The 20,843-nt window shown below is 75.9% G+C and carries 14 protein-coding genes and 5 pseudogenes; 9 read left to right on the top strand and 10 right to left on the bottom strand.

What is annotated here, in order from left to right:
• Positions 1 to 67 precede the first annotated feature (67 nt).
• From MCBG_RS28695 to MCBG_RS28685, 3 genes are read left to right on the top strand one after another with little or no spacing between them, the layout of a single operon-like run.
• Positions 68 to 1,123: an AAA family ATPase gene (locus tag MCBG_RS28695; RefSeq protein WP_043329458.1), complete on the top strand. Its 1,056-nt coding sequence runs from the start codon at positions 68 to 70 to the stop codon at positions 1,121 to 1,123.
• 1 nt (position 1,124) lies between these two features.
• Entirely contained in the window at positions 1,125 to 2,423 is a 1,299-nt protein-coding gene (locus MCBG_RS28690) for a DUF58 domain-containing protein (RefSeq protein WP_043329456.1), read from the top strand.
• Positions 2,424 to 2,439: 16 nt separating this feature from the next.
• Positions 2,440 to 4,908 (top strand): transglutaminase TgpA family protein, encoded by a 2,469-nt coding sequence (locus tag MCBG_RS28685; protein WP_043329454.1) that lies wholly within the window; start codon positions 2,440 to 2,442, stop codon positions 4,906 to 4,908.
• Positions 4,909 to 5,412: 504 nt separating this feature from the next.
• Here MCBG_RS28685 and MCBG_RS28680 read toward each other — a convergent pair.
• The 10 genes and pseudogenes from MCBG_RS28680 to MCBG_RS28640 all read right to left on the bottom strand — a co-directional run bounded on the left by MCBG_RS28680 (position 5,413) and on the right by MCBG_RS28640 (position 16,099).
• The gene (locus tag MCBG_RS28680; RefSeq protein ID WP_030500228.1) at positions 5,413 to 5,811 is read right to left on the bottom strand and encodes a DUF3040 domain-containing protein; all 399 of its coding nucleotides are present in this window, start codon (positions 5,809 to 5,811) and stop codon (positions 5,413 to 5,415) included.
• Between the two features lie 115 nt (positions 5,812 to 5,926).
• Entirely contained in the window at positions 5,927 to 7,186 is a 1,260-nt protein-coding gene (locus MCBG_RS28675) for a DNA polymerase IV (protein WP_043329451.1), read from the bottom strand.
• Positions 7,187 to 7,270: 84 nt separating this feature from the next.
• Positions 7,271 to 8,434: an alkaline phosphatase family protein gene (locus tag MCBG_RS28670; RefSeq protein WP_043329450.1), complete on the bottom strand. Its 1,164-nt coding sequence runs from the start codon at positions 8,432 to 8,434 to the stop codon at positions 7,271 to 7,273.
• Positions 8,431 to 9,162 (bottom strand): methyltransferase domain-containing protein, encoded by a 732-nt coding sequence (locus tag MCBG_RS28665; RefSeq protein ID WP_030500225.1) that lies wholly within the window; start codon positions 9,160 to 9,162, stop codon positions 8,431 to 8,433. Before MCBG_RS28665 ends, MCBG_RS28670 begins: the two co-directional genes overlap by 4 nt.
• A gap of 31 nt (positions 9,163 to 9,193) precedes the next feature.
• Positions 9,194 to 9,373 carry a hypothetical protein gene (locus tag MCBG_RS28660; protein WP_030500224.1) on the bottom strand — a complete coding sequence of 60 codons (180 nt, stop codon included), beginning with the start codon at positions 9,371 to 9,373 and terminating at the stop codon, positions 9,194 to 9,196.
• Positions 9,374 to 9,469: 96 nt separating this feature from the next.
• Positions 9,470 to 12,819 (bottom strand): annotated as a pseudogene (locus MCBG_RS28655) (error-prone DNA polymerase).
• A gap of 18 nt (positions 12,820 to 12,837) precedes the next feature.
• Entirely contained in the window at positions 12,838 to 14,409 is a 1,572-nt protein-coding gene (locus tag MCBG_RS28650) for a DNA polymerase Y family protein (protein ID WP_369799340.1), read from the bottom strand.
• Positions 14,410 to 14,509: 100 nt separating this feature from the next.
• Positions 14,510 to 14,557, bottom strand: a pseudogene (locus MCBG_RS35385) (hypothetical protein); the annotation flags it as partial.
• Positions 14,558 to 14,673: 116 nt separating this feature from the next.
• Positions 14,674 to 15,435, bottom strand: coding sequence for a hypothetical protein (locus tag MCBG_RS28645; RefSeq protein ID WP_043329448.1), 762 nt, complete (start codon positions 15,433 to 15,435; stop codon positions 14,674 to 14,676).
• A 160-nt stretch (positions 15,436 to 15,595) separates the two neighbouring features.
• On the bottom strand, positions 15,596 to 16,099 hold the full coding sequence (locus MCBG_RS28640; protein WP_043329447.1) for an SAV_6107 family HEPN domain-containing protein: 504 nt from the start codon (positions 16,097 to 16,099) through the stop codon (positions 15,596 to 15,598).
• 513 nt (positions 16,100 to 16,612) lie between these two features.
• On the opposite strand from MCBG_RS28640, the gene MCBG_RS28635 reads away from it, so the two are divergent.
• From MCBG_RS28635 to MCBG_RS28610, 6 genes and pseudogenes are all read left to right on the top strand, one after another.
• On the top strand, positions 16,613 to 17,101 hold the full coding sequence (locus tag MCBG_RS28635; protein ID WP_043329446.1) for a YbaK/EbsC family protein: 489 nt from the start codon (positions 16,613 to 16,615) through the stop codon (positions 17,099 to 17,101).
• The gene (locus MCBG_RS28630) at positions 17,098 to 17,826 is read left to right on the top strand and encodes a monooxygenase (protein ID WP_043329444.1); all 729 of its coding nucleotides are present in this window, start codon (positions 17,098 to 17,100) and stop codon (positions 17,824 to 17,826) included. The genes MCBG_RS28635 and MCBG_RS28630 overlap by 4 nt, the downstream gene beginning before the upstream one ends.
• Positions 17,823 to 18,377, top strand: a complete 555-nt coding sequence (locus MCBG_RS28625) for a GNAT family N-acetyltransferase (protein ID WP_043329442.1) — start codon at positions 17,823 to 17,825, stop codon at positions 18,375 to 18,377. Before MCBG_RS28630 ends, MCBG_RS28625 begins: the two co-directional genes overlap by 4 nt.
• Positions 18,378 to 18,496: 119 nt before the next feature.
• A pseudogene (locus MCBG_RS28620) lies at positions 18,497 to 19,117 on the top strand (carotenoid biosynthesis protein); the annotation flags it as partial.
• Positions 19,118 to 19,124: 7 nt separating this feature from the next.
• Positions 19,125 to 19,370, top strand: a pseudogene (locus MCBG_RS28615) (glycosyl transferase); the annotation flags it as partial.
• Positions 19,371 to 19,382: 12 nt separating this feature from the next.
• Positions 19,383 to 20,843: pseudogene (locus tag MCBG_RS28610) on the top strand (phytoene desaturase family protein); the annotation flags it as partial.

Below are 20,843 nucleotides of genomic sequence, written 5' to 3'. Positions count from 1 at the left end.
CGCGAACCCAACGGCGGGTCCAGGTGCTCTATAAAGAGCTGCCGTCCAGGCGACGAGGAGGAGGCCCGTGACACAACAGACCTGGGACGAGGTGGGCGGTCTGCTGCCGCACGACGAGTTCCGCGCCGCCAGCGAGGCCATCGTGGCCAACATCGAGCAGGTCATCGAGGGCAAGACCGCCACCGTCCGGCTCGCCCTGGCGGTGCTGCTGGCCGAGGGCCACCTGCTCATCGAGGACGTGCCCGGCGTCGGCAAGACCAAGCTCGCCAAGGCGATGGCCCGGTCCATCGACTGCTCGGTCCGGCGGATCCAGTTCACCCCCGACCTGCTTCCCAGCGACGTCACCGGCGTGAGCGTCTACAACCAGGAGACGCACGACTTCGAGTTCCGCCCCGGCGCGGTCTTCGCCAACCTGGTGGTCGGCGACGAGATCAACCGGGCCTCGCCGAAGACCCAGTCGGCGCTGCTGGAGTGCATGGAGGAGCGCCAGGTCACCGTCGACGGCGTCACCTACCAGCTGCAGACGCCGTTCATGGTGATCGCGACGCAGAACCCGATCGAGATGGAGGGCACGTACCCGCTGCCCGAGGCGCAGCGCGACCGGTTCACCGCCCGCATCGCCATGGGCTACCCGGACCCGCGCGCCGAGCTGGCCATGCTCGACGGGCACGGCGCCACCGACCCGCTGTCGGGGCTGCGGCCGGTCTCCGACGCGGCCACCGTGCGCCGGCTGATCGGTCACGTCCGGCAGGTGCACGTCGCCGACGCGGTCAAGCAGTACGCGATCGACCTGGTCACCGCCACCCGGGAGGCGCCGGACCTGCGCCTGGGCGCGTCCCCGCGGGCCACGCTCCAGCTGCTGCGCACCGCCCGCGCGGTGGCCGCCCTGGAGGGCCGCGACTACGTGCTGCCGGACGACCTCCAGGTCCTCGCGGTGCCGGTGCTGGCGCACCGGATCATCCCGACCGCCGACGCCCAGCTGGCCCGGCGCACCACCGACGCGATCGTCTCCGAGCTGGTGCACCGCCTGCCGCTCCCGCACGACCGGCAGCGTTCGCCGTACGACACCCGCCCCGGCGGCGGCAACAACGGCCGCGGGCCGTACGAGCCGCGGAGGCCGTGACGTGCGCGACGGCCTGCGTGGGCTGACCACCCGCGGCCGCTCCTTCCTGGCGGCCGCGGTGGCCGCGGCGATCTCCGCCGGCATCCTGGGCGAGAAGGACCTGCTCCGGGTGGCGGTCCTGCTCGCCGTCCTGCCGCTGCTGGCCGCCGCGTACGTCGGGCGCAGCCGGTACAAGCTGGCCTGCAACAGGTCGCTGGAGCCGCACCGGGTGCCGGTCGGGGCCAGCTCCCGCGTGGTGCTGCGGTTGCAGAACCTGTCCCGGCTGCCCACCGGCACGCTGCTGCTGGAGGACCGCCTGCCGTACGCGCTGGGCAGCCGCCCCCGGGTGGTGCTGGAGCGGCTCGGCGCGCACCAGGCCAGCTCCGTGGCGTACACCGTCCGGGCGGACGTGCGTGGCCGCTACGAGGTGGGCCCGCTGGTGATCCGGCTGACCGACCCGTTCGGGCTGTGCGAGCTGACCCGCTCGTTCCCCAGCACCGACCACCTCACGGTGATCCCGCAGGTCACTGCGTTGCCGTCGGTGCGGCTACCAGGCGAGTACGCCGGCAGCGGCGACAGCCGGGCCCGCTCGGTAGCGGTGCACGGCGAGGACGACGCCGCCACCCGGGAGTACCGGATGGGCGACGACCTGCGCCGCGTGCACTGGAAGTCCACCGCCCGCACCGGCGAGCTGATGGTGCGCCGCGAGGAGCAGCCGTGGGAGAGCCGCGCCACCGTCGTGCTGGACACGCGCGCCGCCGGGCACCGGGGCGAGGGGCCGACGGCGAGCTTCGAGTGGGCGGTCTCGGCGGCCGCCAGCATCGCCGTGCACCTGCGCCAGGCCGGCTACAAGCTGCGCCTGGTCACCGGCAACGGCGCCGACGTCGCGGCGACCGAGGCCGGCGGTGAGGGCCTGCTCCTGGACCAGCTCGCCGACGTGCACCTGGACCGGCGCGGCGAGATCACCACGCTGGTGCAGCAGGTCCGGCAGCGGGCCGACGGCGGCCTGATCATCGCGTTGCTCGGCACGCTCGGCGCCGCCGAGGCGGAGCTGCTGGCCGGTTTGCGCGGCAACGGGGCGACCTGTGTGGCGTTCCTGCTCGACAGCAACACCTGGCTGAACCTGCCGCCGAAGGCCCGCACCGAGGCGGAACGGGCGCACGGCGCCGCCGCGCTCGCGCTGCTGTTGAGCGGCTGGCGGGTCATCGGGGTGGAGCACGGCAGCCGTCTGCCGGTGCTGTGGCCGCAGGCCGGGCGCGGATCGCAGGGATTCGCGCTGCGGGCGGCCCTGGCCGAGACGGTCGCCGGAGGCATGCGATGACCGGAAGGAAGCTCCCGTGACCCCCCATCGCAACATCGGGTTCGTCGCCGCGGCGGCGACCCTGCTGGCGGCGGCCCCGCTGTCGGCGATCTTCGAACGCTGGACGTGGCTGATCCAGGCCACCATCGTGGTCGCCGTGGTGGCCGGCTCGGCCGCGTTGAGCCGGCTGGCCCGGGCGCCGCTGTGGGGCCAGGTGCTGGCGATGCTCGCCGGCCTGACCCTGGGCCTGACGTGGATCTTCCCGAGCGGCGCCGAGCTGCTCGCGTTCATCCCGGCCCCGGGCACGTTCGCCCACTTCGGCGAGCTGACGCAGGCGTCGCTGGAGGACATGCGCTCGTACGGCGTGAAGGTGCCCGACGTCGACTCGCTGCTGTTCCTCGCGGTGCTCGGCATCGGCGCGGTCGCCGTGGTGGTGGACGTCCTCTCGGTCGGGCTGCGCCGGCCGGCGCTGGCCGGCCTGCCGATGCTCGCCATCTACTCGGTGCCGGTGGCGGTCTACCTGGACAGCGTCCCCGCCACCCCGTTCGTGGTGGGCGCCGCCGGCTACCTGTGGCTGCTGGTCACCGACAACGTCGACCGGGTACGCCGGTTCGGCCGCCGGTTCACCGGTGAGGGACGCGACGTCGACGTCTGGGAGGCGTCGCCGCTGGCCGCGGCGGGCCGCCGGCTGGCAGTGGTCGGCGTGGCGGTGGCGGTGGCGCTGCCGCTGGCCGTGCCCGGGATGACCGGCGGGCTGATGAACAACGTCGGCGCCGGGCCCGGTGAGGGCAACGGCCGGCCCGGCCAGGGGGGCAGCCCGGGCCGGATCGACCTGTTCGCAGCGCTCAGCGGCCAGCTCAACCAGAGCCAGGAAACCGAGCTGGTGAAGGTCAGCACCAACGAGCCGAGCCCGTTCTACCTGCGCCTCGGCGTGGTCGACGACCTGCGGCCGAGCGGCTTCCAGGCGCGCGTGCCCACCGGGCGGCCGGTCACCCGCGGCCTGCCCGACCCGAGCGAGCGCACCCCGCGTGGCGTCGAGCGGCAGCGCTACAAGGCCACCGTCGAGGTGTCGAAGAACCTGAACATGCCGCTGCTGCCGGTCTACGCCGATCCGGTGAAGGCGGACGACCTCAACGGCAACTGGCTGTACGACTCGAGCCAGCAGATCGTCTTCTCCAACCGGGAGAACGCCCGCGGCAAGAGCTACTCGTTCGAGTACGTGCGCTCGACGTTCAGCCCGGCGGCGCTGCGCGCCGCCCCGTCCCTGCCCGCGGACAGCCCGGTGAAGCGCCAGCAGACCGAGCGGCCGTCGGTCCCGGAGGTCGAGGATCTCGTCGGCGAGCTGGTGAGGGGCAAGTCGAACGACTACGACAAGGTCCGCGCGATCTACGAGTACTTCTCCGTGGAGAACGGCTTCACCTACTCGCTGTCCACCCGCGACGGCAGCAGCGGGCAGGACATCACCGACTTCCTCGCCACCAAGGTCGGCTACTGCCAGCAGTACGCGGCGGCGATGGCCTGGCTGGTCCGGGCCGCCGGTATTCCGGCCCGGGTGGCTGTCGGCTTCACCAACGGCAGCAAGTCCGACGGCGGCACGTACGTGCTGACCAACCGCAACCTGCACGCCTGGACCGAGGTCAACTTCGGCAACGGGATCGGCTGGGTGCCGTTCGACGCCACCCCGGCGGCGAGCGTGCAGGGCTCGGTCCGCTCCGCCTGGGCGCCGGACACCGACGCCCCCGAGGAGGTCACCCCGTCGCCCGGCAGCACCGTCGCTCCCGGCGCCGCCGACCCGTCGGCCGGCCCGAACGAGGCGGACCGGCTCGACAAGGACACCGACCAGGGCCTGTCCCTGGGCGGAGGTGACCCGGCCGAGCAGAACCGGGTGTGGCCGTGGTGGCTGGCCGCGGCGCTGGCGCTGCTGGCGCTGTTCGCCGTACCGGGGCTGCGCCGCTCCACCCTGCGCCGCCGCCGGCGCGTCCGGGTCCGGGCGCCCTCGGCCACCGCGCTCGCGGTGCCGGGCCAGCGGGGCGAGGCACGGGAGGTCGTCGTCGGCGTGGACGCCGAGTCCGCCCGCGCCGACGCGCACGCCGCCTGGGACGAGCTTCTCGACACGCTCGTCGACTTCCACGTCCGGGTGGACCGCACGGAGACCCCCCGCGCGACCGCCGAGCGGCTGGCCCGGGAGGCGCTCACCGAGAACGGCGACGCCGCAACCGGGGTACGGCTGCTGGGCCGGGCCGAGGAGCGGGCCCGGTACGCGCGGGACCCGCTCGCCGGCGCGGAGTTGCAACCGGCGCTGCGGACGGTCCGGGGCGCGCTCGCGGCCGGGGCCGACCGCCGCACCCGGCTGCTGGCCGCGCTGCTGCCCCCGTCGGTGATCCAGCGTTGGCGGACCGCCCTGGCCGAGCAGTCGGCCCGGATCGTCACCACGAGCGGGCAGGCCCGGACGCAGATGCTGCGCTGGAGCCCACGCCGCCTGTTGGCGGGCCGCACGGCCCGCTGACCGTCCCGCCCGCCGGCGCTCCCCCGCCCCCGCCCCCGCCCCCGCCCCCGGCCCGTTGATCAAGGAGTTTGTGTCTCCGCGAGGCCTCCGACCGGACACAAACTCCTTGATCACCGACTGCTCAGCGAGGTGACGGGGTGGGGAGCGGGGGCGCTTGAGATCTTGGTAGGAAAAGGCCCCTATAGCGGCCCTTTCGTACCAAGATCTTCGCGTTTCCCGCGCTTTGGAAGATCGATCTCTAGTCGTGGACTATCAGCCGACAGGAGCCGCCGCAGGTCGGCGCGGAGGCGATGATCGGCTGCGAAGCACTGGCCAGCGGACCGGGGAGAGACTCACGCCGCAGCCGGGGAATCCGGGGGCACCGCCACACCGGCCGACATCGGGGCGTGGACGGGTGCGGCGCGATCGACGGCTACGCGCACCCGCCGCCGTGGAGCGGGCACGACGAAGCGCACGCCGACGGGCGTCGCCGCGACATCCGCCCCGGTCCGGGGCGGAGCACGGTCAGCGGTGTCCCTCCGGGCGCTGCCGCCAGCGGTCCTCCATCCGGTCGAGGAAGGAGCCCCGGCGGCCACTGCTGCGGCCACGGGGACGACGCCGGCTCGTTGTGCCGCCGACCACGTGCAGGTCGGGCGACTGGGATCGGCGGTGCGACTGCACCGCGTAGCCCAACGAGGCCAGCATGACGACGAAACCCGCCACGGCCACCGCGGGAATCTTGATCACGGCACCATAGATCAACAGGGCCAGACCAGCGACGACCACGCCGGCAGCGACGAGCACGCGACGCCGCGCGTGGAAACGCGGGTCGCTGGCGCGCACGGCCGAGGCGAACTTGGGGTCCTCGGCAAGCGACCGCTCGATCTGCTCGAACAGCCGCTGCTCGTGCTCCGAGAGCGGCACGGCACTCCTCCCCGGTCACGTTGGTCGACCCGGGCGGGCCGACAGACCGTGGCAGCCAACCGGCTGCTTACCCGCAAGTCTACGAGGGCCCCCGCGCGTCGGAAAGCGGGACGACCTACGGCCGGGTCGGTTTTTCGACTTGTCGTGTATCACGACGGCCGAGAAGACTGGCCGGACCTATGACGGACCGCCCGAATCGGGCGGCCGCCGCATCGGCCGCCGCCTCCGCCTCACGCCAGCCGCGCTCGGGCGCGCCGAGGGTGAGCTGCTGCGGGGTCTCCCCGGCGGGGGCGAGACCTTCCATCCGGACCCCGACCAGCCGAACCGGCTCGCCGGGAGCGAGCGCGCCCCACAACGCCCAGGCCGTGTCGAACATCTCCCGGGCGGTGTCGGTGGGCACGGCGAGCGTGCGGGAGCGGCTGATCGTCCGGAAGTCGGCGAAACGGACTTTGAGCGACACGGTACGGCCCACCTGCCCGGCCGCCCGCAGCCGGGCGCCGGCCTTGTCGGCGAGGGCGAGCAGGGACCGCCGGATCTCGTCCGGGTCGGTCACGTCGGTGTCGAACGTGACCTCCGCGCCGATCGACTTCTCCACCTGTTCGGGCGTCACCCCGCGCGGGTCACGCCCCCAGGCCAGCTCGTGCAGGTGGGCGGCGGACGCCTCGCCCACGGCCCGGCGCAGCAGGCCGGCCGGCGCCTCGGCGAGGTCGCGTACGGTGCGCAGGCCGAGGCGGCGCAGCGCGTCGGCGGAACGCTCCCCCACGCCCCACAGGGCGGACACCGGCAGCGGGTGCAGGAACTCCAGCACCCGGGCGGCCGGGACCACGAGCAGGCCGTCGGGCTTGGCCCGGGTGGAGCCGAGCTTCGCCACGAACTTGCTCGGCCCGACGCCCACCGAACAGGTCAGCCGCTGTTCCTCGGCGACCCGGCGGCGGATCAGCGCGGCGATGTCGGCGGGCCGGCCGAACAGCCGGCGGGCGCCCGCCACGTCGAGGAACGCCTCGTCCAGCGAGAGCGGCTCGACCAGGGGCGTGACGTCCCGGAAGATCCGCATGACCGCCCGCGACGCCTCGGTGTAGGCGGTGAAGTCGGGCGGCAGGTAGACAGCGCCGGGGCAGAGCGCCCGGGCGCGGGCGGTGGGCATGGCGCTGCGGACGCCGTACTGCCGGGCCTCGTAGCTGGCGGAGCTGACCACCCCGCGCGGGCCGACGCCGCCCACCACCACCGGCCGCCCGCGCAGCTCGGGACGGCGGCGCACCTCGACCGAGGCGTAGAACGCGTCCATGTCGACGTGCAGGATGGCGCAGCCGGTGTCGTCGGCGTCCGGCCCGAAGCGCGGGTCACCGCCTCGGGGCAACGACTGGCTGCGGCCCATGCCAGCAGGCTAGCCCGCCGGTCCGACAACCCCACCGCCCAGCCCGGCGGCCACCGACGCGGCCGCAGCCGCGGATGAGCCGGGTCAGCCCCGCACCACCAGCAGCGGAACGGTCATCTCGGCGGCGGTGTCCGCGCCGTGGTACGCCACCAGCCGCGACGCCATCGGCGGCTCGGAACGGGTGGCGACCACCGCGTACGTGTCCCGGCAGACCACCACCACGTCGCCGATCCGCCTCAGGTGCGCCTCGGGCACCGGCCCGAACCAGCCGGTCGCCACCGCCTCGGCGCGGGTCAGCACGTGCGCGGCCGGGCCCAGCAGCTCGGTCCAGGCGGCCACCACGTCGGCCTCGGCGCCCGGCTCGGTGTGCAGGTAGCGGACGCGGGGCTCACCGGCGACCACCAGTACCCCGGCGCGCAGCCGGGGATCGGCGTCCAGGTCGATCCGGTGCCCGGCGGGCACGTCGAGCTGGCCGTGGTCGGCGGTGACCAGCAGCGCGGCGTCCGGCGGCAGCCCGTCGACGAGCCGGGCCAGCAGCGCGTCCACATCGGCGGCGGCCAGCCGCCACGGCGCGGAGTCGACACCGCTGAGGTGCCCGTGCCGGTCCAGGTCGGGGTGGTACCCGGAGACCAGCGTGGGTCCGTCCCCGGCGGCCAGCGCCGCCAGCATCCGCGCGGCGAGCGCGTCGGCGCCGGCCGCGCCCCGGTAGTCGCCGCCCCGGTTGGCGGCGAGCGTCAGGCCACTGCCGGCGAACTCGGGGCGGCTGACCACGGTCACCGCCACCCCGGCGGCGCGCGCCCGCTGGTACCAGGTGGGCACCGGCTGCCAGCTCACCGGGTCGGGGTCGCTGGCCCAGTCGACGTGGTTGAGCACCCGGTCGGTGCCGGGCACCCGGACGGTGAAGCCGAGCACGCCGTGCGCGCCCGACGCGGTGCCGGTGCCGAGGCTGACCAGGCTGGTCGGGGTGGTGGACGGGAAGCCGGTGGTGAGCGGCCGGCCGGTGGTGGCGGCCAGTCCGGCGAGCGTCGGGGCGTACCGGGCGGCGGTGGGGATCTGGTACCAGCCGAGGCCGTCGACGAGCAGCACCGCGATCCGGCGTACCCCGGCCAGCCCCGGTGCCAGGCCGAGCCGGTCGGCCGCACCGGGTACGCCGAGCACCGACAGCGCGCTGGGCAGCACGTCGGCCAGGCTGCCGCCGTCGTAGCGCGGCGCAACCCGGTCCAGCGGGCCGGGAGCCGGGCCGGTCATGCCGGGCGGCGGGCGAACAGGTGCAGCTGAGCGGCGAGATCACGGTACGGGGGCCGGGCCGCGAGCGCCCGTTCCAGCTCCACCAGGGCGGCCGGCTGACCGTCGGCCACGGCGGCCGGAAGCAGGTCGGCGAGCACCCGTACCCCGTGGATCTCCTCCACGGCGAGGCCGGCGGCGGTGAGCAGCGCGCTCGCGTCGGCGGCGTCGTAGCGGCGGCGCAGCGTGTCCCGGCGGCCGGTGGTGCCGTGCGGATCGGCGGCCAGCGCCGCAGCGGCGTCAAGCTGCCCGTTCATCGCCCGGCCGAACACGGCGGCGGCCCGGCCGGCGACGAGCACGCTCGCCGCGCCGCCCGGGCGCAACGCGGTGACCAGCGCGGAGATCACCGGTTCCGGCTCGTCGACGACTTCGAGGACGGAGTGGCAGAGCACCAGGTCCACGGTGGCCGGTTCGACCAGCCCGGCGAGCGCGTCGGCGTCGCCCTGCGTCGCGCGTACCCGGTCGGCGACCCCGGCCTCGGCGGCGCGGCGGGTCAGCGCGGCGAGCGCGTCGGGGCTGGCGTCGACCACTGTGACCCGGTGACCGGCCTCGGCGAGCGGGACGGCGAAGCCGCCGGTCCCGCCGCCGACGTCGAGTACGGAGAGTCGTTCGCCGGCCCGCCGGTCCAGCTCGGCCCGGAGCACCGACCAGATGACGGCGGTGCGGGGGGTGAGGGTTCGGATCTGCTCCACGCGCCGAGCCTAGTCACCCCCCGGCCCAGGTTCAGGACTCGCCGCCGCCGGCGGGGTCGTCCTCGGCGCGGGAGCGCTGGTCGTTGGCCACCGGGCCGTCGGTCACCTGGTATTCCCGCGGCTCGGCCTCGTGGGTGGGCGCCCAGTCGGCGCCGAGGCGGGTCCGTCGGGCGTTGGCTACGCCACCGGCGTACGTGCGGTGAAAGGTCATCTGTTCATCCCCCATACCCCGGGTGGGCCACTCTGCCCACCCGCGTCGGGAGTCTCCCGCCTCCGGCTCACGGAAACCGTAATGTGGATCACTCCATCAACGGAAATCCCTGGATACCGGTGTGACGGGGGGCTCGATCGCGTCCAGCCGGTCCGCGGTGAGGTTCGTGACGCCCTCGTGCCGCTGCAGCCGGCCCCGCACCACCAGTGCTCCACTCGTGCGGGCGATTCGACGGTAGCGCTGCCACAGCCCCGGGGAGCAAGTGACATTCAGCATTCCGGTCTCGTCCTCCAGGTTGAGGAACGTGACACCGCCGGCGGTCGCCGGGCGCTGCCGGTGGGTGACGATCCCGCCGACCCGGATCCGCTGCCCGGGCGGCACCTGGCCGAGCCGGGCGATCGGCACCGCGCCCAGTTCGTCGAGGCGGTCCCGGATGAACCGGGCCGGATGGCTCTCCGGGGACAGGCCGGTGGCCCAGACGTCGGCGACCAGGCGGTCCACCGCGGCCATGCCGGGCAGCGTGGGCGGGTCCGCGCCGGTCCCGTGCCGGGCAGCCGGCCGGGCCGGTCCTGGGCCGCCGCGCCGGCGGCCCAGAGGGCCTGCCGCCGGGTCAGCCCGAAACAGGCGAAGGCGTCGGCGGTGGCCAGCGCCTCCAGCTGCGCGGCGGTGAGACCGACGCGGCGGGCCAGGTCCGGCATGTCCCGGTACGGCCCGTGCGCCGTCCGTTCCGCCTCGATCCGCTCGGCCACGTCCTCGCCGAGGGTACGGACGCTGCCCAGCCCGAGCCGTACCGCCGGGCCGCCCAGCCCCCAGGCGTGCGGCGGCTCGCCCGGCACGCTGCCCCACCGCGTCTGCGGGGTGGACTCCAGCACCGCCTTGGCGCCGCTGGCGTTGATGTCCGGCCGGCGCACCTCCACGCCGTGCCGGCGGGCGTCGTCGGCGAGCGTCTGCGGCGAGTAGAAGCCCATCGGCTGGGCGTTGAGCAGCGCGGCCAGGAACGGGCCCGGGTGGTAGCGCTTGAGCCACGAGCTGGCGTACACCAGGTAGGCGAAGCTCATCGCGTGGCTCTCCGGGAAGCCGTAGCTGGCGAACGCGGTGAGCTTGCGGTAGACGTCGTCGGCCAGCTCGCCGGTGATGCCCCGCTCGGCCATCCCGGCGTAGAGCCGGTCGGCGATCTGCGCCATCCGCTCCACCGACCGTTTCGCCCCCATGGCCCGGCGCAGCTGGTCGGCGCCGGCCGCGTCGAACCCGGCCAGGTCGATGGCGAGCTGCATGAGCTGCTCCTGGAACAGCGGCACGCCGAGCGTCTTCTCCAGCGCGTTGCGCATCAGCGGGTGCGCGTACGTGACCGGCTCCTGGCCGTTCTTGCGCCTGATGTACGGGTGCACCGAGCCGCCCTGGATCGGGCCGGGCCGGATCAGCGCCACCTCCACCACCAGGTCGTAGAACTCGCGCGGCTTGAGCCGGGGCAGGGTGGCCATCTGGGCGCGGCTCTCCACCTGGAACACGCCCACCGAGTCGGCCCGGCAGAGCATGTCGTAGACCTCGGGGTCGTCCAGCGTCATGTCACCGAGGTCGAGGCGGGAGCCGATCAGGTCGTAGCCGTAGTGCAGCGCCGAGAGCATGCCGAGGCCGAGCAGGTCGAACTTGACCAGGCCGACGGCCGCGCAGTCGTCCTTGTCCCACTGGAGCACGCTGCGGCCGGGCATCCGGCCCCACTCCACCGGGCACACCTCGATCACCGGCCGGTCGCAGATCACCATGCCGCCGGAGTGGATGCCCAGGTGCCGGGGGAACGTCTGCAGCTCGTTGGCGTACGCGACCACCTGCTCCGGGATGTCCGCCACGTCGACCGCGGCGACCGAGCCCCACCTGTCGATCTGCTTGCTCCAGGCATCCTGCTGGCCGGGTGAGAAGCCGAACGCCTTCGCCACGTCCCGCACCGCCGACCGGGGCCGGTACGAGATGACGTTGGCGACCTGGGCGGTGTGCTCCCGACCGTAGCGGGCGTAGACGTGCTGGATCACCTCCTCCCGACGGTCGGACTCGATGTCCACGTCGATGTCCGGCGGGCCGTCGCGTTCCGGGGCGAGGAACCGTTCGAACAGCAGCCGGTGCCGGACCGCGTCCACGTTGGTGATGCGCAGCGCGTAGCAGACCGCCGAGTTGGCCGCCGAGCCCCGGCCCTGGCAGTAGATGTCCTGCGCGCGGCAGAACGCGACGATGTCGTAGACCACCAGGAAGTAGCCGGGGAACCCGAGGTCTTCGATCATCCGCAGCTCGTGTTCCAGCTGCGCGTACGCCTCCGGGTGCGCCTCGGGCGGGCCGTAGCGCTCCCGGGCGCCGTCCATGGTCAGCCGACGCAGCCAGCTCATCTCGGTGTGCCCGGGCGGCACCGGGTACGCCGGCAGCTTCGGCGCCACGAGCTGCAGGTCGAAGGCGAGTTCCGCGCCGTACTCGGCGGCCCGCGCCACCGCCCCCGGGTACGCGGCGAACCGCGCCGCCATCTCCGCGCCGCTGCGCAGGTGGGCGGTGGCCGCGGCGGGCAGCCAGCCGTCGATCTCGTCGAGGCTGCGCCGGGCCCGGACCGCCGCGACCGTGGTGGCCAGCCGCCGCCGGCCCGGGGTGGCGTAGTGCACGTTGTTCGTGGCGACTGTGGGCAGCCCGGCCGCGGCGGCCAGGTCGGCGAGCGCGTCGTTGCGGTCGGCGTCGACCGGGTGGCCGTGGTCGGTCAGCTCCACCGCCACCGTCTCCGCGCCGAACAGCGCGGTGAGCCGGTCCAGCTCCCGGGCCGCCGCGTCGACGCCCTCGGTGAGCAGCGCGGCGGGCACGTGCCCCTTGCGGCAGCCGGTGAGCACCAGCACGTGGTCCTTCAGCTCCGCCGCGATCTCCTCCAGCTCGCCGTAGACCGGGCGGCCCTTCTCCCCGCCGCGCAGCTGGGCCCGGGAGATGGTGGCGGCCAGGCGCGCGTACCCCTCGTGGCCGTGCGCCAGCACCAGCAGGTGCCGGCCGAGCGGGTCGGGTTCGCCGTTCTGCGGGCCGGGCAGTCCGAGCGACAGTTCCGCGCCGAAGATCGTCGGCAGCCGCAGCGCGCGGGCCGCCTCGGCGAAGCGCACCACGCCGTAGAAGCCGTCGTGGTCGGTGACGGCGAGCGCGGTGAGCCCGAGCCGGGCCGCCTCCTCGGCCAGTTCCTCCGGGTGGCTGGCGCCGTCGAGGAAGCTGAAGTTGGAGTGCGCGTGCAGCTCCGCGTACGGCACCACGCCGTCCGGCCGGTCCATCTGCGGCGGCTGGTATTCCTGGCGCTTGCGGCTCCACGCCGGTGAGTCGCCGCCGTCGGCGTCGACCGCGAGCGGGTCGACCACGTGCAGGTGCCGCTCCCCCTTGGCCCGTCCGGAGAGCACCTGCTCCAGCTTCGACCACGGCATCTTCGGGTTGTGGAAGCTCACCCCGCGCTCCCCCGGCACTCAGTCATAGATCGCCTCCACCAGCCACTGCCCGCCCTCGACCGCGAGCAGCAGCGCAGCGCCGTCGGCCAGGCACACCTGGAACCGGGCCCGGCGGCGCGCCTCGGCCGGCGCCCACCAGCGTTCGTCCACCGGCCACGGCCCGGCCCACCCGGTGATCTCGGCCGGGCGCCCGTCGCCGACGGTGAGCCGGGCCGGCGCCGCGCTGACCGCCAGCCGGGCGCTCACCACGACCGGCTCCCCGGCCGCGTCGCGCACGTCGGCGGCCAGTGGGGCGGGCAGCACCACGGCCGGCGCGGGCGGCGGGATCCGCCCCGGCCACGGCGGCTCGGCCATCGCCCGGCCCCGCCCGGCCCGCCGCCCCGCACGGCCCCCAGGGGGTACGACGACAGGGGCGGACTCGGCACCCGGAGCGGCCCCGGCGGCCGGGCGCGACGGCGTCACGCCGCTCGCCGGAGCGGCAGCCGGACCGGCCGGAGCCGGGCGCGACGACGTGACACCGCGCACCGAACCGGCCGGGACCGGGCGCGACGACGCGACACCGCGCACCGAACCGGCCGGGACCGGTGGCGCGGCGGCGGGAGAGGCGGGCGGCAGGGGTGGCGGGCCGGGGCGCGCGGGCACCCGCTCGTCGCCCCACGGGACCAGGCGCACCTGGTCGGCCGGGGACCGCCCGCCGCCGAGCACGGCGGTGACCACCGCCTCGGGGCCGAGGATGCCTTGCACCCGGCTCAGCGCGCGGTGCGCCCGCTCCCGTTCCGCGCCGGTCTCCCCCCACAGCCCGGGTTGCAGGCCCGCCTGGGCGAGCACCCCGTCGGGCACCAGCCGCAACCGGACGATCCCGGCGGTCGGGCGGGCCGGGCGCATCCCGCCCCGGCCGTTGCTGCCGGTGAGCCAGCCGTCGAGCTGCCAGCGGACCCGGTCGGCGATGGCCGCGGCGGTGAGCAGGCCGTCGTGCCGCCAGACCCGGTGTAGCTCCTGGCCGTGCGCGGTGACCGCCTCGATGCCGAGGCGGGTGCAGGCCAGCCCGTACCCGGCCAGCCGCTCGTGCAGCAGTTCGGCGAGCGTGCGGGCGGCGAACGCGGCGGCGTCGACCCGGTCGACCGGCTCGTCGTAGTCGGCGGTGACGATCAGGTCGGCGGGCGGCTGCCGGACCGCGAGCGGGCGGTCGTCCCGGCCGCCGGCGAGCCGGTGCGCCAGCGCGCCGTCGAAACCGAACCGGGCCAGCACGTCCCCGGCGGGCAGCGCCGCGAAGTCGCCGAGGGTGCGGACGCCGAGCCGGCGCAGCAGGTCGGCCAGGGCGGGCCGGCCGAGCGCCTCGACCGGCCGGGTGGCCAGGAACTCGCGGGTGCCGCCGGGCGCCACGATCCGCCCCTCCCGGGCGGCCAGCCCGGCCGCGAACACCCCGTCGGCGATGCCGACCTGGCTCTCCACCGCGCAGCTCTGCGCGACGTGCTCGACGATCCGCTCGGCCGCCGCCTCCTCGCCGCCGAGGTAGCGGCTCGGCCCCCGGGCCGCCGTGGCGCAGGCGCCGGGCCGGATCACCTCGACGCCGGCGACCACCTCCTCCACGGCGGCCACCACCGGTTCGAAACGCCCGCGCGTCCCGCCCCGGGTCGTGGTCGACCACCGTCAGGTGCGGGCAGCGCCCCTGCGCCTCCCGGCGGCGCAGCCCGCGCCGGATCCCCTCGGCACGGGCCCGCTCGGAGCAGGCGACCACCCGGTTGGCGTGCAGCACCACGACCGGGTCGGTGGCGGGCACCCCGTCGACGATCTCGGCGGCGAGGACCGGCCAGTCCGGGCACCAGAGCAGCAGCGTCCGCTGCGGTACGCCGCTCACGCCGGCCCGGCCACGGCGGGCGTACGGGCGGGTGGAGCCACCACGCGCAGCCGGCGCGACGGCACGGCGGACGGTGCGCCGAACCCGGCCGAGCGGGGGATCACCCGGGTCAGCTCGTCGCCGGGCAGCCACACCTTGATCTCCTTGGGGCGGGCGGCGGCGCCCCGCCCCCGGGCCGAGACGGTCACCTCACGGCGGCGCAGCCGCCCGCGACCGGCACCGAGCCCCTGCCAGACGCCCCGGACCACCTGGAGCGTGACGTCCGCGCCGTCCCACCGGCCGTACGGGACGAGCACGCTTCCGCGCTGCCGGGCGCGGGCGGCCAGCCGGGTGGCGATCGAGGCGGAGACGGTCGCCGGCACGGCGGTGACCACCACGTCGACCCCGTCGATGAGCGCGGCGACCACTGTGGGCCACTCCGGCCCGGGGTCGGGCACCAGGGCCAGCCGGTCCAGGGCGATGCCCGCCTCGGCGGCGGCGCCGGCCCCGAAGGTGGGTACGCCGACCACGGCGCACCACGAGCCGGCCCGGGACGCCTCGGCGAGCAGCGCGAGGATCAGCGAGGTGGCGCCGCTGCGCCGGGGCTGGCCGGCGCCGACCGCGACGGTGCTGCCGCGGCGCAGGCCACGGTTGGGCAGCAGCCCGGTCAGCTCGGCCCGGACGGGCAGCACCCGGTGGCCGCCGGCCGGGTCGGGCGCGCTCGCCGGACGGACCAGCTCGGCCAGGGCGGCGGAACCGACCACCATGCGGCCCGCCATCGGACCAACCCCCCGTCGTGTTTCCGCCACGGGCCCGCCCGTGGATGGTGCTGTGGATCGTGTGCTGTGGATCGTGTCGGTGCTGCGGCACGCGCGTGCCGGGTGTGGGAGCGGCGCCCGGCCACCCGGGGTCCCGCCGGTGGTGGCCGGGCGCCACGAATCAGGCCGCGGCCGCTCCGGGCCGGGTCGGGGAGTCGGGGGCGCCGCGCCGCAGGGGCCGGGGCAGGCCGTCGAGCGCCGGCTGGTGGGCCAGGCCGAGCGCGGTCTCCACCACTGTCACGAACTCCTCGGCGGCGCGTAGCAGGTCGTCGGCCTCCCGGGCGGTGACCACGCGGGGGATGCCTGCTTCGGCGGCGGCCCGCTTGCTCGCGCCGGCCGCGAAGTAGGCGGCCCACTCGTCCAGCTCGGGGGCGACGGTGGCGAGCAGCACCCAGACGCTGGTGATCCGGTTCCGCCGGGTGGGCGCGGGACGGGCCCGGGCGGCGAGCACTGCGGCGGCGGCGCGCAGCGCCGCGAGGTGGGCGGCGGCGTACCGGAGACCGTCGGGACGGGTGCGGGCGGCCTCGGCCAGCCCGTCGCGGGCCACCGCGAGCAACTGGGCGGGGGTGCGGTGCGGCAGCACGTGCGCGGGCACCGTGGGCGCCTGGGCCGGACTGGTCGGCATGGGTCTCTCCTCCGCGTGTGGCCGGGGCGGGCGGTCGCGCGACGGGGAAACCGTCGCCCGGTCGCCCGGAGCGGTCGGTGCGGAGGAAGACGCACCTTCAGGTGGCCGGCCGGCCGGGTGTGGACGCTTCCCCACACCCACCCCCGGCCGGCGTGCCGGCGGGTCCGTCGCCCGCCGCCCGGGGGTCGTGGGCGGCGGGCGACGACCTGCCTGACGGGCCCGGACTCGCGACTGTCCGAACCCGGTGCGGCCCGCGGTGCCGCACCTCCCGGAAGCCGGTGCCGCGAAACACCGCTTCCGGAGCGTTCGACGGGTGCCCGACCGGTCGGACCGGAGCCGGGCCAGCCGGGGAGCTGAGCCGCTATCCGCTCCAACCGAATCGAACACTCGTTCTAACTACCCTGACAGTACACCTCCCTACCGACGAAAACGCAACGTGTGACGCGCCGGGGACACACGGGAGGGCCACGGCCCCCGGCGGGGCCGGACCGGGGGTGAGGGAAGAATGGGGGCATGCAGCCACACCCGAACGTGCAGGCGGTGCAGCGCGCGCTCGACGAGGCGGGCGCGCGGGACGGATCGGGCGAGGCCAGCCTCGTCCGACTGCTGCCCGACGCGGTGCACACCGCCGCCGCCGCGGCCGAGGCGCTCGGCGTCGCCGTCGGCGCCATCGCCAACTCGCTGATCTTCGACGCGGACGGCGCGCCGCTGCTGGTGCTCACCTCCGGCGCGCACCGGGTGGACACCGCCGGGCTGGCCGCCACGCTGGGCGTGACCCGGCTGCGCCGGGCCACCCCGGAGTTCGTCAAGCAGCACACCGGGCAGGTGATCGGCGGCGTCGCCCCGGTCGGCCACCCCGCGCCGCTGCGCACCGTCGTCGACACCGCCCTGACCGGGTACGACGAGGTGTGGGCCGCCGGCGGCGTACCCCGGGCGGTGTTCCCCACCACGTACGCGGAACTGCTGCGGATCACCGCCGGCGCGCCGGCCGAGGTGGCGTGAACCCCGAACTCGTCACGCTGCACGTGTGGCGTGTGCCCCGACGGGCCGTACCCGGTGTGCCGGCCCGGATGGCCACCCACCCGGCGCGGCTGCGCCGCCTGCCCGGCGTCCGCTTCGCCAAGCTGCTCGGCACCGGGACCGGCACCGGATTCGGCCCCGGCGACGCCGACCTGACCCGGTGGGCCGCGCTCGTGGTCTGGGACTCCCCCGCCGACGCGGCCGGCTTCGACGCCTCCCCGGTCGCCCGCTCCTGGGCCCGGATCGCCCGCGCCGCGGTACGGGTCGACCTGCGCCCGCTGACCAGCCGCGGCCGGTGGTCCGGCCGGGAGCCGTTCGGCGCTCCGTCGGGCGGCCGGGTCACCGGTCCGGTGCTGGCGCTGACCCGGGCCCGGCTGCGGGCCCGCCGGGCGGCCACGTTCTGGCGGGCGATCCCGCCGGTCGCCACCGAACTGCACGCCGCGCCCGGCCTGCTCGCCCGCTTCGGCGTCGGCGAGGCGCCGCTGGGCTGGCAGGGCACGGTGAGCGTGTGGCGCGACCCGGCGGACCTGGTCGCGTTCGCGTACCGTTCCCCCGAGCACCGCGCCGCGATCACCCGCACCCCCACCGAGGGCTGGTACGCGGAGGAACTGTTCGCGCGGTTCGCGGTGGGCGACGTGGTCGGCGACCGCACGGTGCTCGGCTGGGCCGCCGAGGGCGGCCCGGAAACAGCGAGAGGGTACGCATGAGGCTGGTGCGGTGGACACCGGACGACCTGGTCCGGCGGCTGGACGACGTGGTGGCCGTCTACGGCGAGGCGATGGGCTACCGGCCCGACCTGCTGGAGGCCCGCCGCGGCTACATCGCCACCCACGTACGCCGGCCCGGCTTCCGCGCCGTCGCCAGCCTCACCACCGAGGGCCACCTGGCCGGCTTCGGGTACGGCTACCGGGGCGCGACCGGGCAGTGGTGGCACGACCAGGTGCACCGGGCGCTGAACGCGCGGGACCGGCAGCGCTGGCTGGCGCACCCGTTCGAGGTGGTCGAGCTGCACGTCCGCCCGCCCGCGCAGGGGCACGGCCTGGGCGCCCGCCAGTTGCGCGCGCTGCTCGCCGTGGCCGAGGGCGACACCACGCTGCTGTCCACGCCGGAGGCCGACGAGGAGAAGTCCCGGGCCTGGCGGCTGTACCGCCGGTTCGGCTTCGTCGACGTCCTGCGGCACTTCCACTTCCCCGGCGACGAACGGCCGTTCGGCGTGCTCGGCCGGGACCTGCCGCTGCCCCCGCCGGACGCCCCGTGAGCGCGAGGAGTGAGCCGGGTTTGCGAGCCCCGCAGTCGCGAACGAAAGGGCGGCACCGTGAGCGCGAGGAGTGAGCCGGGTTTGCGAGCCCCGCAGTCGCGAACAAAAGGCGGCACAGCATGAGGGCGGCCCGGCTGCCCTGGGCGCTGCTGGCCGCGCTGATCCTCGCCCAGATCTGCTACCCGCTCACCGGCGGCGCGACCCGGGCCGGGCTCACGGTGGCCACTGTGGTGCTCGGCTGGCTGCTCTCGGTCGGCCACGCGCTGCTCACCCGCGGCGTCCGTACCGCCGCCGCGCTGGTCGCGGTCGTCACCGGCGGCGGGTTCGCGGTGGAGGCGATCGGCGTGGCCACCGGGTTCCCGTTCGGCACCTACGACTACTCCGGCGAGCTGGGCCCGAAGCTGGCCGGGGTGCCGCTGATCATCCCACTCGCCTGGACCTGGATGGCCTGGCCGGCGTGGCTCACCGCGGTCCGGCTGGTCCGCTCCCGCCTCGCCCGGATCGCGCTGTCGGCGGTCGGGCTGGCCGCGTGGGACCTGTTCCTCGACCCGCAGATGGTGGCCGAGGGCTACTGGACCTGGCGTGACGCCACCCCGGCGCTGCCCGGGCTGCCCGGCATCCCGGTCAGCAACTACCTGGGCTGGCTGGGCTTCGCGGTGCTGCTCGCGGTCGCGCTGCGCCCGCTCGCCGGTCCGTCGGTGGACCGGACCGACGGCCGGGACGCGCCGATGTTCGCGCTCTAACGTCGCGCCGCCGCTGCTGGCGCTCGGGGCGCTGCTCGCCGGCGCGCCGGCGGTGGCCGCCGTGGCGTTCCTGGCCTACCTGGCCGGGGTCGCCGGGCGGGTGGTCAGCGCCCGCGCCACCGGCGGACGGGCGTGGCCCGACGCGCTCGCACACCCCGTGTCGGTCGTGGTCCTCGGTTGGCTGACCGTCCGGTCGTACCATCTGCGGAAGCGACACCGGCTCACCTGGCGGGGTCGCCCGGTCACCTAGGAGGGTCACGCCATGGCGCGCATCGTGGTCATCGGCGCCGGGGTGGGCGGGCTCGCCACCGCCGCCCGGCTCGCGGTCACCGGGCACGAGGTCACCGTCCTCGAACGGGCCGGCACGGTCGGGGGCAAGCTCGGCCGGTACGCCCACCACACCCCGGAGGGGGTGTGGCACTTCGACACCGGGCCGAGCCTGTTCACGCTGCCGCAGGTCTTCCACGACCTGTTCGAGGCGACCGGCGCGAAGCTCGACGAATACCTCGACCTGGTCCCGCTGGACCCGATCGTGCGGCACGTCTTCCCCGGCGGCGGACAGGCGCTCGACTCCTGCGCCGACCCGGACGAGTTCGCCGCCCGGATCGGCGCCGCGTTCGGCGACCGGTCCGCCGCCGACTGGCGCGGGCTGTGGCGGCGCGCCGGCCGGGTGTGGGCGGCCTCACACCGGGACATCCTGCGCCGTACCGTCGACTCGCCCCGCGACCTGGCCGCGCTGGCCTGGCGGCTGGGCGACCTGGCCGCCATCGGCCCCGGCCGCAGCCTGCGCGGGCTGGGCCGCCGCCACCTGTCCGACCCACGGATGCGGATGCTGCTGGACCGGTACGCCACGTACACCGGCGCCGACCCGCGCCGCGCCCCGGCCGCGCTCGTCGCCGTCCCCTACGCCGAGCTGGCGTACGGCGGCTGGTACCTGCGCGGCGGGCTGGGCACGCTCGCCGACGCGCTGCTGTCGCGCTGCCTGGACCTGGGCGTGGTGGTACGCACCGACGCCGCGGTCACCCGGATCGACGCCGCGGGCGGGCGGGTGCACGGGGTACGCGTGGCCGGGTCGGCCGCGCCGGTGCCGGCCGACGTGGTGGTCGCGAACGTGGACGCGCTCACCGTCTACCGGGACCTGCTGCCCGACCCGCGCCGGCTGGCCGCGCTCACCGACCGCAGCCTGGCCGGGTTCGTGCTGCTGCTGGGCGTACGCGGCGACTCCGGGCTGGCCCACCACACCGTGTTCTTCCCCCGCGACTACGACGCCGAGTTCGACGCCGTGTTCGGCGACCCGGGTCGCGGGGTGCGGGCCCGCCCGGCGCCCGACCCGACCGTGTTCGTCACCGCCGCCGACGATCCGGCGGTACGCCCGGACGGCCACGAGGCGTGGTTCGTGCTCGTGAAACGCGCCCCGGCACGGCACCGCCGCGAGCGCCGTGGACTGGCGGCGGCCGGGCCTGGCCGAGGCGTACGCGGACCGGATTCTCGACGTGCTGGCCGAGCGCGGCGCCGACGTGCGGGACCGGCTGGTGTTCCGGGAGATCCGTACCCCGGCCGACCTGGACGCGGCCACCGGGGCGCCGGGCGGGGCGATCTACGGCACCGCGGGCGGGCTGCTGCGCCCGGCCAACCGGGGGCCGGCGGCCGGGCTCTGGCTGGTCGGCGGCTCCAGCCACCCGGGCGGCGGCCTGCCCATGGAACACGATGTCCGCCGAGATCG

The organism is Micromonospora sp. M42, from assembly GCF_000568915.1.
Classification (GTDB): Bacteria; Actinomycetota; Actinomycetes; order Mycobacteriales; family Micromonosporaceae; genus Micromonospora; species Micromonospora chalcea.
Note: the sequence above shows the minus strand (reverse complement) of the source record. Positions and strands in the feature narration are given on the sequence as shown.